Below are 13864 nucleotides of genomic sequence, written 5' to 3' on the forward strand. Positions count from 1 at the left end.
TGTATTACGCGGCACTACTGGACAATCTCCAGTCAGATTATGCTTGGTATTCTTTTTCACCTTCCGTCGAAAGTGCCCCCGTGCGGGACAGAGGAGTGCCGCCTCTCTGTGATTAGCAGTATATGCGCGAATGCCTAGAGATATACCTGTTGATCGCGCACTATATATTCGGTACTACTTATTTAGAATTAACTAGGTGGTATACCTCACCGGCATATCGAACAAATCTAGCGAAGGAGCGACGAGTGTGAGCCGGAGCAATAAGACCGACAGTGATCTTCTGACGGGCTTATTGCGTGAGGCCATCACAAAGCGACAAAGCGGTATTGGAATAATATTCTATTTGTACAGTGCCGACTATCTAGTACGGATTTTAGTGTGCTACTGCTGAATGGGTAGTGGCCTTTTTTGAGAAAATCCACCAAGGAGTAGCTTTCCATGTGGTATCAATTTTTGAATGATAATTGAAACTACGATTGGAATGACTAATCCAAATGCTGTGAATCCAATAATGCCATATGTGAAGTAATCATTTAACAAAATATCTGTAAAGATGTGCAAGTACATAATCGTTAGGGAGTGCTTCTCGATCCTTTGCAGCCAATTGAGTGACAGTTGAGTAGCGATGAGTTGGAATACGCCCACCAATACAAGTGTGAATGAAAGTGGAATGATCAAATCTAAAACGAAATGTTCATAACGCAAAAATTTCATGCTCAAATGATAGTCAATTACATTAAAGTTATCAAGTAAAACTGCTGTCACACTACCGATCAATCCCGCGGTTAACCATCTTTTCGAAACGTTCATCCAAATACTCTTCATATAATAACCGAGTGAAAAATAGACGACTGCCATGAGTGCAACATCGATGTTCCAAATCATTGGGATTGTTTGAGACGCAGTATCTGGTGATCCACCAATGACGCGCATTGCAAACAAACTTTCTAAATGGGCAATACTATAAAAGATAGCCAAAATAATAATTTGTTTCGTACGACTAAAGTATTTTGTCATCCATAAGAAGAACAAATACGTAAAGAATAGCGTAGTTACAAACCAGAATACACCATATGCACCACGTGCAAAACGTCCGCCGACAGCGAGTGTCCACAAATCATTTACATACCATGATAGATCCATATTGCCTGAACCAATTTCTATCCCGTAACGAATCAGCGTAATACTGACGAGGAAAAACAAATAGGGGACAATCAATTGCATAAACCGTTTTTGAATTGAAAGTTTCATTAAGCCCTTTTCTATAACAGGCTTAAAAAACAAACCACTTAAAATAAAGAATGCTGGCATGTGAAACCAATAGATATACTTCGCCAGTGGGAAATCGAGCTGTCCAGGATAATGACCAATGACGACAAGAATCATTAAAAATCCTTTGGTGACATCCACCCAGGATAAACGTTTCTTATTCATAATCAAACTCCACAAGAAAATTGACGTATATCTAGTGTACAACGTATCAGTAGTTGGAAACGGAATGTAACAGAATTGACTCGGGAATGAAAGAAAGGTAGAAATACCTGGGATATTTACTAAATTTATTACGGGGAACTTTCTATTTTGAATGGTTAATACGAATGTCTGGTGACGCCGTTATGTTTGGTGAATAGCTGGGCGAGAGATTATGTATGCCTTGTATATTTATTGATAGAAACAGAAGAAACTTCTTTAGGCTTAATTATTCGCGAGGAATAGGTATAATGTATCTAAGGGAGATGATGGAAGAATGAAGATATTAATTAAACTACTGATAGTTACAATGGCTCTACTCGTATGGATGCCAGCTTCTATTTTTGCGGATTCAGATAAAGAGATTATTACCGCTTCGGATAACTGGACAGATGACAATGTAATTTCACCAAGTGTGGACGAGCCGACATATCGTGTTGCAGCTTTAATTGAAAGTAATAATACTGCTGATAGTTTGTCAGATTTGAAGGCTGCTGTTTACAGCGGATTCAAAAATTATGAGCAAAGATTTTCGATTAATTACAAAGGGGATACAGCGAATTTGAAAGCGGATCTGCAATCCATATTAGACGAGATACTCGTGGAGGATGAATATCTGCATGGAACACTTGCAAGCTGGAGCTGGACCTATAAAGGTTATGTAAATGATGTGACAATCAATTTTTCAAACAGCTACCTAACAAATAAACAGCAGGAGCAATTCGTAGATAGTGAAATTGCAAGGATACTTGGTGAAATCACCGAACCGAGCATGAACGAGTTTCAAAAAGTGAAAGCGGTCAATGACTTTATCGTCCTCAATACAGCATATAGCTTCGATACAGCGGCAAGCCCGCATAGTGTGTATGCGATACTGAATGAACAACAGGGTGTTTGCCAGGCTTATGCTCTTCTCGCTTATAAAATGCTCAATAATCTTGGGTTTGATGTACATTATGTAACGGGGGAAGCGGGGGGGATTGGACATGCGTGGAATCTCGTCAAGGTTGATGGGAAATGGTACAACCTTGATACAACATGGAATGACCCTACTCCGAATCGAAAAGCACAAGTTTACTATAATTACTTTCTTGTTACGGACAATCAGTTAAAGAAAGATCATTCATGGAAGCAAGGGGATTTCCCTGTCGCAACAAGTACGGAATATTCTTTTATGCACAGTGTCACTTCCGCTTATACATTAAATGATGTAGTTTATTATAGCGATGAAACAGACGGTAATAAGCTGTATAAAGTGGATTTGTTGACGCAAGAAAAAACAAAGTTGACTGATAGTATGGCTCAATATATCACAGCATTTGGTGGAAAGGTTTACTTTAGCAACTATTCCAATGGCGCGCACTTGACAGAGATAGGGACGGATGGGACTAATGTAAAGGAACTGAACAAAACGAGTTCAACCAATCTCTATATCGAACAACCATATTTGTATTTCACTTCAAAAGATGGTTCACTGGAAAAAGTGAAAATTAGTAGTGCCATTACATTTGATCCGGCTAAGTACGAGATGTGGGATGAAAAAGAAACGACGGATTTGAAAAAAGAATGGCTTATTAAGATGAATGCACCAGTCAATAATTCGACGGTGAACAATCAAGCTGTCTATATCGTAGATGCGGAAGGAAATTACTTGTCGTTCATCAAACCGGTTGTCGAAAATCAACAATTTATTCAACTGCAGAACAACGGTAGCTTTTCACTAGGAAATCGCTATTTTGTCGTCATAGAAAATAGTATCAGATCCAATACAGGAAAAGCATTAACAAAAGGTGTTGTCATGCCATTCGTCGTAAAATGATAAACCGTTTAAGGCCCTCGTTCGGTCTTGAATCATTTTCGAATAAGAAGTGGAATGTTCTTCCAATACCGCTTAGTCGCTTGGTGATGGCCTTATGCAATAAGCCCGCCAGAAGACCACTGTCGGTCTCATTGCATCGGCTCACACTTGTCGCTCCTTCGCTAGAATTGTTCGTTATACGGGTGAGGTATAAGTTGTTCACCGAATACTAAAACGCGTATCCCTAAAAATAAGGGATACGCGTTTTTGGCTTCACATGAAAAAGATGAATTTCTTTTGAATTTTGAACTTAACCCGTTTGGGATTCCACTAATAAAAATGAAATATGGGATTTTATCTTAATAACTAGGAATAATTACCGATGAACTAGATAGGAGATGAACTGGGTACTAAGATATTACATACATATCATTTCCCTTGGAGACGAAGCAACCTTACCACCACACACTATGAAAAAGAGGAGCAAACAAATGAAAACAATCAAGAATACTAAAAAACGATTAAGCACCATCCTGTTACCACTATTTGCATTTATGCTCGTACTATCTACGGTACTACCGTCAATGACGTTTGCAGCAGATGGAGGGACGATAGGTGTTACACTTGAGACGAAAGTTGGTACTAGCAAGGTAATAACTGAGGGGAAAATTAATAGTTCAGTAGATGATATCCAGATAGTGTTGAAATTGACGGGAAACAAATGGGTTGCTGGAATCGACAGTAATACAGAACTTAAAAGTATACTTTTGCAAGGAATGACAACAAATCAAAAACCCGGAATGTTGTCTCTTTTATTAAATTCAGTAATAGCTATTACAGGTGGTGGAACAGACACTTTAACAATTACTGTACCAAAACAAAGTACTTATTTAATTGAAGACAATCAAGTTGTGACTATGGATATTTCACCAGTTTTAATTGAAAACTGGTACGGATCTGTTGAGCAAGTAAATTTCACAATCTATGCAAAACCAAAAATTTCTGTAGGGGGCAGCATATTAAATTCGACTCCAACAGATATACAAAAAGGCGGTAAAGCAATAGAGCTCAACTTGATAAATGCAAAATGGGACGAGACAGTAGTACGAACGATTTCTGGATGGAATTCCATACTAGATGCTTTAGAAACTCCTGGTGGAACAGTATCAAATATTGCTAAAGAACTTAAAAAAGAAAATCCGAATAATGTTGTCTATTTGGTAAATGGAGACCGCACCTTGAGAATTGTTCTACCGGCGTTTCCTAGTGGTCTAGACGCGGAGGTAGTTACTCTTAAATCTCTTAAATTGGTTGATGTAGTTAGTAGTTTGAATAACGGGATTACTTTCGATGAAGTAGAGAATGAGAAAATTGGGAACACGCTTACTGAAGTTATTGGCCAGATGACTTTTAATATTAAACCAAGTACTGCTTCAAGTCTTGAGATAATTACAGGTTTAAGCCCAATTCCAATTCCAATTCCAATTCAAAAACAAATTGATGAAGCAGAAATAAAGTCGCAGCCGTTGTCTACGACGCTGTATCCAACAATCGTTCTAAAGCTAAATGGTAATGCGAAGTGGGATAGCACCCTTACAGACCAAAAGAAAAATGCTCTAATCGATGCTCTTGTAGCGGAAAGTCAGCCGGAGCAATGGAAAATGATTAAAGAGGCTTTAAAAAGTACTAATGTAACAAGAATAAGTGATAAAGAGGTAGGTATTGTTCTTCCAGAAGTCAAAGATTACTACCTAACTGCTAACCAAAAAATTTCACTCACAGTCCCTCATCAACTATTAGAAGATAATGTGGACTTGAATTCAGTGAGTTTTGAAATTAAAGCAACACCAAAAGCACTCATTTCAGGAACTGTCACAGCTAATGTGTCCCAAGCGGATATCATAAAAGGTGGCAAGACCATTATTGTTACAATGGTTAATGAGAAATGGGAAGATGACATAGCAACAAATAAGGTGAAGCGTGAAAAACTGCTTAGTGGTTTTAATTGGGGAACTACTAATACAACAGCCACAGCAATCATAGATGCAGGGGCAAATGTAGTAAGAACAAGTAGTGAAGTCGTAACCATTACATTACCGCCGGTTGCTGGATTTAAAGTGCCAGGTACTTCAGAAGTCATTAAATTTAACCCAAATACGGGCGGATTACCTGTTTCTACACCTTATTTGACTGAATTTGATGCTTTCACCGTCACAGCAGTTAAAACTCAAACCCCAACAATTTCAGGCACGATTCTTTCCAACACCAATGAATTCGACATTGTCGAAGGTGGCAAGGTCATTACCATTACACTGAAAAACGATATCTGGGCGAAAGATGCAGCTACACAGAAAGTCTCACCCGGGAATACTGTGAACCTACTAATGAGTAAATTCACTCTGAACGATGCAGCAGGAATCCTGTCATTAAATAAAGATGAAAGTAATACGGCTATTTTGCCTTCGACTCCGACGACAGTCGTAAGAACAAGTGATACCGTCATGACGATTACATTAGGTGCCGATGCCGGCTTCTCATTGAAAGATGATGCAATAGCTGAATTGGATATTCCTGCCGAATTATTGTCTGTTTCAAGTAACCCAATCCCTGTTAAATCAGCATTCAAAATCTCAGCAGTAAAAGCCGAACTACCGAGTGGAAAAGACCTGGCTCTTGATAAGGAAGATATTAAAAAGGGCGGCAAAACAATCACGATTACGTTGAAAAATGCAACGTTAAATGACAAACTAGATATTGAAGGAACTACGAAAGTTACCCTAATAAATGATCTTTTTGATAGTAACAGTTCAGAGTGGCTTAAGATAGAGAATGCGTTGAAAACCGACCCGAAAAGTAGTATTAAGATTACGAAGGATAAAATAACTATAAAATTACCTCCTGTACCTGATTACAATTCTAATACAGTGGACACGATTAAATTGAATGTTCCGGATTGGGTTATCAATCACGCGGGAAGTAAAACTATAGCGGTTGATGGAGAAATTACAACTGGAGCAGTTGCTACAGCGAACCTTACCAACAATTCATTTTCCAATGATCAAATCAAAGCAGGAAACGGGACATTGTCAATCACTTTGACTGGTACCACATGGGACCCAACTCTAACATCGAACAATAGTAAAAAGACTGCCCTTTTAAAAGGCTTCACTGTCACAGATCAAACAAAAGAATGGGCACTCCTTAGCAAGGAAATCAGCTCGAAAGCAAAATTTGAATTGACTTCTTCCAATGTATTAAAGATTACATTACCTGCTGTCCCTGGCTATTCAATCATTCGAAACCAGGTAGTAGATGTTGTGATTCCAAAGTCCATCTTGGTGGATTATAAAACGGATATAGCAGCCACAAGTAAATTGACGATTACCCTACCAACTAATACAGCAAGTGACAAATCCCTAGGTGAACTAAATGCTGTAGAACTTGCGGATGCAATAACGACTAAAAAACGAGTCATTGTTCCCAATAAAAAAGTAGAAACCATTTATGTAAACTCTATTGAACTCCCAAGTTCAGATAAAGTAAAACCAAGCATTACAACAATTGAAGTGACTACAGCTAGCGATGTGTCAAAAATTGAGCTAACTATTACGGGACAACCTGTAGAAACGGTGGTAAAGGCCGGTAATAAATATACTGTTGTTTATAAGAACCTTCCCAAAAACAGCGAATTGAAAGTTTCGGTATTCGATAGTAGTTCCAAGCCATTACAAGCAGACATTTACAAGAAAATCGGCAATGGTAGTAAAACGTATAATGAGATACCTAAAAAAGATTACACAGGCTCTTACTTGGTCTACGATATTTTGACAGACAAGTCCTTGCTGAAAGAAATTTTAAAGTATTATTCAATTGACGAGCTAAAAGTTACACAGTAAGAAAGGGGTAAAAAACTTGAAACAAAAAAGAAGAAAGCTAGTCGCTTTTTTGGCGATGTTTATCGTTTTGTTAACATCGAGTCAGTTAGGGATTGCTAAAGAGTGGGATTTTGAACCAATCGATGACGTCAACAAGGCATGGGAAATCAAATTCAACATACCTTTAGATGGCAGCTCCTTAACGACTGATAGTGTCTATATACTAGATGGAAAAGGTAAGCACCCCGTAACACTACAGTTAACGGGCAATGGGAATACGGTACAAGTATCTCCGAAAGTTCCTTACGAAGTGGGTAAGCAGTATATGCTGATGATTACGGGAGCTGTCAGGGCAAATGAGGGTAAGGCATTAAAAACGTCTGTCGAAGTGCCATTCCGAGTCGTCAATCCGACTGAAAAAATTATAGCGGTTCAAAGTCTAACGAGCGGTTATCTTACGACCCTCACGGTAACGGGAAGTCCGGATGTCCACAAAGTAAAAGTGGGTACTGAAGAGATGCGCTACAAAGGAAATAATCGTTACCAGGCTACGCTCTTCGATGCTAAACCAGGCTCGACGGTTACTATCTACGCCTATGATGAAAGTGGTAAAAGTCTTGGAACGAAACAGCACAAGTATGAATAGTTTGACTTTTAAATCGCATTCTTATAATGTCGTTTTCTAGCAAGTAAACGACAATTGAATAAAAGGAGCTCAGTCATATTCATTATGACTAAGCTCCTTTTTTTCTGTATATGCATGAATTCAATGAAATTATCATCTCTTGACAGTTGTTGGCCTCACGCAATAAGCTTGCTAAAAGTAATCAAAAAAGAAGTGCAGACCGATAAATTCGGTCTACACTTCTTGTCATTTCATTTCTATCATTTATCATCTTGTCATCTGAACACGTTTTTCGCCAACCAACTCACCTTTAGCATTATAAGCGAGGAAGACGCCTTCTTGGAGCAGGTGGAAATTGTTGATTTCATAAATTCCTTTTTTAAGGGAGAAGTATCCTAGAGCTAAATTTCGATTCGCTAATTCATAATCAATGTTTCCTTCAGAGGAATTGAAACGTAATACGACGCGGGTAATTTGTCCACAGTTGTCGTTGATATACGTGTTCATGAAAAATTCATTGCCTACTGTTTCTAGCGTTGGTGATGTAAATACTTGGCTAGATAGCGCACAAGTTGGGCCGGGTGGGATGTCACATGTAATGGCAGATAGGATGGACTGGTAGGCCGCACCTAATTCACTGCTTTCTGCTACATGATAATAATGACCGCCCGTATCCTTAGCGATTTGCTGTAATAGCGCTTCGTTTAACTGCTTTTTATTGCCCAAGCCGATGGTGTAAATTTTGATATTTTTCTGCTTGGCATCAGCAATTATATTCAACGTTTGTTTTGCGTTTGATTTCCCATCAGTGAGCAGGATAGCGACTTTCGGTGCATTGCCTGGCTCGAACTTGTTGAATGCAGTTCTTAGCCCATTTAAAATATTGGTGCCGCCCGATTGCCCTACTTTATCCAATGTTGGTGCCACGTATTCTACAATATCAGCTTGAGGGTGTAGTAATTGACCACTTGAATTAAATTGTGCTGCAATATTTCTCTGTGCATTGAGTGCTTTCATTAACTCTTGTGATTTCGTAATACGTTTGCCGTATGGATCGCTAGCTCTCATACTGCCCGAAGAGTCGATGATGAATGCTACTTCTGGAACTATCGAGCTACAACTTGTATCGGCTTGCAGCCTTGGTTCATAAAGCACTTTTATGCGATGTACTGTGTTCACTAAAGAGGAGACATTGTCTTTATACCATGGATCCACAACCTCGAGTTCGGCAGTGATTTCATCCGAAATCGAGTAGGTAGTGTTTGGAGAGGTGATGGTTGTCGTCGCTACTCCATTTGAGAACCACACATACTCATTTGTTAATGCAGTACCATGAACGGAATGGAATCGAACGCGTCCAGTGTAGCCCTGAATGGTTTGTCCACCAGGAGCGACAACGGTTGCTTTCAGTGTGGCTGTTGCCCCGTTAGCCGGTAGCGTGCCATTGAATGCTGTGTTGCCAGAGATTATCTCAAGCCTTAATTCTGCTTGTGGCGCATAATCCAAGTTAACTGTAATGGGCTTGTTATCACAGTTTATGTTGGACTGGTTCAGCTGGAATGTCAGCGTGTCCGTACGATATTGACTGGATCTAGGTGCAGTGACTTTGACAATCATATCGGGACCATCTGTCATGTTCACAGCACTTGTACTACTAGGCCTATTGTTAGCTTCCGCACGAGCTTCTGCTAAATAGGTACGTGCCGATTCTTCTTGTGTTTGCGCGATCGTTGCCAAACGCTGAGCTTCCCCCAAGCGTTCCTGTGCTCTAACGACATCTTGTGCAGTTCCTCCACCATTACCTAACACGGATTGCCAGTACTTGAGATTGGCTCCTGCGTTCTGGAATTCATTTCGTGCTGCTATAAATCTAAGCTCTGCCACATCTGCATTCAGTATGGCTTCTTCTAAATTGTATTTCGGCTCAATAGCAGTTTGCCCACTATCAATCCGTGCACCAAGCGCTGATTTGACTGTGAAGGACAGCGAGTCCCCGTAGTCAATCGTCCCGCCGTTTGTACAGCCTTTCAATGAGACGGTAACAAATGTCGAATCAATTCCATTAGCAATTAATTTTGGTTTGTCAACATCAATATCGACAGCTACATTTGACACAGGAGGAACAGTAGGCTGTGTGACGACTGGTGGTTGTGTAGTGACTGTCGGTGGCTTAAACGTCACCGATGTCCCAGTACCTAGAAAAGCAGGTGGGAGTGTAATGGTTTTGTCATCGCTACCCGTCGCGCGATAGCTGAGTCCAACCATTTCGCAATTTCCTGCGTCTGACAAACGGTTTAGGAAAACAACGGCATCTGCCCGCGTCATGGAGAGATTGGCGCCATAATCTTTATAATCATTTTTACCAGTGGCGCCATTCGCCAAATCATTGATATACATATACTGAACGGCGCGTTGTTCGCTTAAATCGACTCCTTGGAAGGCAGCTGCAATACGTGCAACTTGCCCTTTGGTAATCGATAAATCCCGTGCTTTTACATTACTAGAGCCGTTAACAGGCATATTTTTGGTTTGTAAGTAACGATAATTGTTAGCAGTAGATGCCTTGGAAGAATCTGCCGCTGAACAATCAAATCGGATAAGCATATTGACAAATTCTGCTTCTGTTACCGTCCGATCCGGTATGAAAATGCCGTTTGGAAAGCCTTTTGTGAGGCCTTCCTTATAGGCCCATTCAATGGATGAGTAGGCTGGGTGGTTCGTTTTTACATCTTTAAATGGGCTTGCTGCACTAACAAGAACAGGGAAAGCGGCTATAACAAACGCGAGTGTAAAGAAAAGAGCAATCGTCTTTTTTGTTAAATAAGTCATGTACCGTCGTCCTTTCTTTACTCAAAAAAGAGTATATCATCACGATAGTTTTGTTTTAAATCACTTTCCAGGAAATCAAGGAAACGCACAAGTAGTGCAGATGCCTGGGCTCTTGTTAGTGGATCATGGGGATTAAAACGATTAGAGTTATCTCCCGAGACAAATCCAAGTTCAGTTGCTACATAGACACTATCTTTTGCCCAACTAGGAATTTTATTGTTATCGACATAATTTGTTCTGTAGCCTGGGCTTGGTGCCCGGCCCTCCATGCCTAATGCGCGGATAAGAATTGCCACGCCTTGTGCTCGGGTAATCGGCCCATCCGGGTTAAATAGATTAGGCGTAACCCCTGTGATAATTCCTTTTTCCACAGCACTTTCAATGTATGGATAATCAAGATCTTTCGCATTTAAATCATTAAAAATGGCTTTTTTAGGTACCTTACTCTTTTTAGGTTGTTCCAATACACGAATATCCACAGCTTTTAATACACCGATTGTATATTGATAGCGTTGCATCGGTGTATTTGGCGAGAAAAATTGTGATTTTTCATCAAATACGCCTAGAGAATACAAGCGTTCTATATTATCTTTTGCCCAATGTTTTGATAAGTCGCGGAATTTTGGAACGATAAGTCGTTCAATTTTGGGTACGTTTTCTTGGGATAAATGAATTGTTCCTTTACCCGCACCATAAGGGATATCATACGTATACTCACCAATCATATTTGACTTACTGATGACAGCATGTCCGCCCGTAAAGCTGGATAGGGAAGGATTATGTGCTTCGTATTGTAATGTTTTCGATTTGCTATCTGAAACTTTACTTGTGACAAAAGCCTGCCCGTATTGCGTCACAATTTCATTGTCCATGATTTGTGTTTCTGTGGCGCCCCAGAAGTTTTCATAGCCCATATTGCGTCCACTCACATGAACAGTAATGTCTTCAAGTTTTTTTGTTTTATCCTTCGATGTTAGTTTATAAATTTTGCGGCCGACAATATTACCAGAATAATAATCTGAAGCGGGGCGGTTGTCGCTGACAGCCCCTTGCGAAAATTGATAATCATCTAATGTATAGGTGATTGTACCAACCGTGACTTTCTCAGAAAAACTTTTAATAGACGTTTGGGCAGTCGTTTGCCCTTTATCCTCCCGTTTGTCTAGGTCAGATACGTAGACAGCACTACGGGTCAGTTTATCACCGGCTGGACTGGTTAATGTCACTTTGTAGGTAGAGGTTAGTTGTCCTTTGCCTTCTTTTTCAGAGACAGTTGCTTTTCCCGTGAATTTAATGGGATAGCCTGTTAAAAAGAATACTTCTTCATACGTATACTCGTTTAGGACGCCACCATTGAAATCGGGTGGTTTTGCTTCGGCACGAGGTGCGATGAGCAGGAACGAGATGATCAGCGCACTCATAAAAATTGCTTGTTTTTTCATTAACTGTTGAATAGTGAATCATCCTTTTCTGGTGGAAGCGGATACTGGGCACCCGCTTCCACGTAATTAATTGACCAACAGAATACGGCCTTTTACTTTCGATTCATGAAGCAGATAGAGACGGTCATTGACGCGTAAGTCTTTCGCAGAGATGACTTTGCCATCTTTGATAATCGTTGCTTGCTCAATATTCATACTTGAGATGAAGCCAGCTTCTTTCCACATTCCATCCTGCCATTGGCTGACATTGCGAATTCTGATAATCGCAGGATTAAATTGTGTAATGCCTTCTATTCTACCGACAGAGACCATCGTCGCTGTTGGAGCAGTCGGTTCAATGATGTGGGCTGCAACGATTTGATTGTTTTCCACATAGAAATAACCGTATTTTCCTTTATTCGCATAGTCTTGCATTTCGTTTTGTTGTGGAATGATTGTTCGTATGGAGCCCTTTGAATCTTCTACAGCTACCGTATCGTTACTGAAGGATAGTGTAGGCATTGACTCAGGTTGCCAGTAATTATTTTTCGATAATAGCATTGCGTTCGTAAGTGTTAGGTTGTAGGCGTCGGCTGTATGAATCTGACCGAAATAGATACCGTGATTCGTTAAATTCGGGCTTTGAAAGCCGTCATTCGAAATATGCACAACATTGGCGAACTCGCTTTGTTGGCTACCTTCTGTTGCAACGAAAGCTGTTCCGCTAGCTAGCAAACTAGTTGCGTCAACTAAACGACCATTACGAATCAAAATGGTCCCATCATGATAACGAATGGATCCTGCTTTTTGAAGGCCAATCAATTTGGAAGTTGTATTGACGAATGTCATAGGTTCATAAAAAGTACGTTCATTCTTTTGTTTAATAACCATTTTTTCAATGACTTCTTTGCCAAATTGACCGACAGTGACGAAGTAAACGTCGTGATTGGCATACTGGCGAAGACGATCAGGTTGAATCAGTTTAGTGCCAACGTAAATTGGTGTTTTGGCCGAGTAGCTGTAGCTACTATTGCTAAAGCCATTGATGCCAAGTGCTGTATTGGGTTGCCATCTCCAATCCAAAAACTTTTGTTCATCTTTCATAATGACTTTGTTACTTGTCGGTTCGATGCGTTGGATGGTCCCTTTGTAGAGAGCTTCAACTTTGATGCCTTGTACGTTGATTTCAATGGAATGAATGGAGTTCGTATTATATTCAGAGAAAGTCAATTTCACGCGATCTCCTTCATACAACACACTTAAGTCGACAAATGTGGTTCCTTTGACAACCTCAGTTTGACTATTTAAATAGTAGGTTTTCGACTGTCCATTATCGAGTCGAATCGATAGGAACGTACCATTTGGGTCAATCTGATTGACAGTCCCAGTTACCACTTTATCGCGCTGTTCAATTTTGGCAGGGGCAGTTCCAGTTGAACCACGCATCGCTTTTACACGGCGTAAATTGACGTCTAGTTCGACTTCCATCCCGAACTTAAATGCATCGATTGTCGTTGAAACTGAATCGACAGAAAGCGTTGCAAACTTGTCAATCGACAAAGTCATCGTACGACCTTGTTCGTTTTTGATGGTGATGCTACTCAATCTTCTTTCCGTTAGGTTTTTGTCTATCTGCACTTCGTCATACGTGACGTTGACAAACGTTCCTATAACGGATGAATCGGCCAAGACTGGATTAGCTAGGAAAAAGCTTGAAAAGAGTAAAACGAAAATAGCGATTAAAAAAGAGTTGTTTTTAAACAAATGTGAGACCCCCATTGTGAAAAATTCTACTAGCAGCATGAGCCTATGTATAATAGTAGGTTTATATCTAGTATATCGGAGT

7 protein-coding genes are annotated in these 13864 nt (G+C 40.1%); 3 read left to right on the plus strand and 4 right to left on the minus strand.

Features of this window, described 5'->3' with window-relative positions; genetic code table 11:
• Positions 1-381 precede the first annotated feature (381 nt).
• Positions 382-1434 (minus strand): acyltransferase family protein, encoded by a 1053-nt coding sequence (locus MKZ26_RS18380; RefSeq protein WP_340767089.1) that lies wholly within the window; start codon positions 1432-1434, stop codon positions 382-384.
• Positions 1435-1747: 313 nt separating this feature from the next.
• Here MKZ26_RS18380 and MKZ26_RS18385 point away from each other — a divergent pair, with 313 nt between their 5' ends.
• The 3 genes from MKZ26_RS18385 (at position 1748) to MKZ26_RS18395 (ending at position 7789) form a co-directional block, all read left to right on the plus strand.
• Positions 1748-3289 (plus strand): transglutaminase domain-containing protein, encoded by a 1542-nt coding sequence (locus MKZ26_RS18385; RefSeq protein ID WP_340767090.1) that lies wholly within the window; start codon positions 1748-1750, stop codon positions 3287-3289.
• Positions 3290-3759: 470 nt separating this feature from the next.
• Positions 3760-7164 carry a hypothetical protein gene (locus tag MKZ26_RS18390; RefSeq protein ID WP_340767091.1) on the plus strand — a complete coding sequence of 1135 codons (3405 nt, stop codon included), beginning with the start codon at positions 3760-3762 and terminating at the stop codon, positions 7162-7164.
• 16 nt (positions 7165-7180) lie between these two features.
• On the plus strand, positions 7181-7789 hold the full coding sequence (locus tag MKZ26_RS18395; protein WP_340767092.1) for an Ig-like domain-containing protein: 609 nt from the start codon (positions 7181-7183) through the stop codon (positions 7787-7789).
• Between the two features lie 246 nt (positions 7790-8035).
• Here MKZ26_RS18395 and MKZ26_RS18400 read toward each other — a convergent pair whose 3' ends face one another.
• From MKZ26_RS18400 to MKZ26_RS18410, 3 genes are all read right to left on the minus strand, one after another.
• Positions 8036-10597, minus strand: a complete 2562-nt coding sequence (locus tag MKZ26_RS18400) for a VWA domain-containing protein (RefSeq protein ID WP_340767093.1) — start codon at positions 10595-10597, stop codon at positions 8036-8038.
• Positions 10598-10614: 17 nt separating this feature from the next.
• Positions 10615-12039, minus strand: coding sequence for an S-layer homology domain-containing protein (locus tag MKZ26_RS18405; protein WP_340767094.1), 1425 nt, complete (start codon positions 12037-12039; stop codon positions 10615-10617).
• Positions 12040-12105: 66 nt separating this feature from the next.
• Positions 12106-13782, minus strand: coding sequence for a hypothetical protein (locus tag MKZ26_RS18410; protein ID WP_340767095.1), 1677 nt, complete (start codon positions 13780-13782; stop codon positions 12106-12108).
• Between the last annotated feature and the right edge of the window lie 82 nt (positions 13783-13864).

This window comes from Sporosarcina sp. FSL K6-6792 (assembly GCF_038004885.1).
Lineage (GTDB): Bacteria > Bacillota > Bacilli > Bacillales_A > Planococcaceae > Sporosarcina > Sporosarcina psychrophila.

Bases quoted from the DNA above. Each gene is read 5' to 3' on its own strand.
- MKZ26_RS18400 (WP_340767093.1), bottom strand. From the start codon at position 10,597: ATGACTTATTTAACAAAAAAGACGATTGCTCTTTTCTTTACACTCGCG.
- MKZ26_RS18380 (WP_340767089.1), bottom strand. From the start codon at position 1,434: ATGAATAAGAAACGTTTATCCTGGGTGGATGTCACCAAAGGATTTTTA.
- MKZ26_RS18405 (WP_340767094.1), bottom strand. From the start codon at position 12,039: ATGAAAAAACAAGCAATTTTTATGAGTGCGCTGATCATCTCGTTCCTG.
- MKZ26_RS18385 (WP_340767090.1), top strand. From the start codon at position 1,748: ATGAAGATATTAATTAAACTACTGATAGTTACAATGGCTCTACTCGTA.
- MKZ26_RS18390 (WP_340767091.1), top strand. From the start codon at position 3,760: ATGAAAACAATCAAGAATACTAAAAAACGATTAAGCACCATCCTGTTA.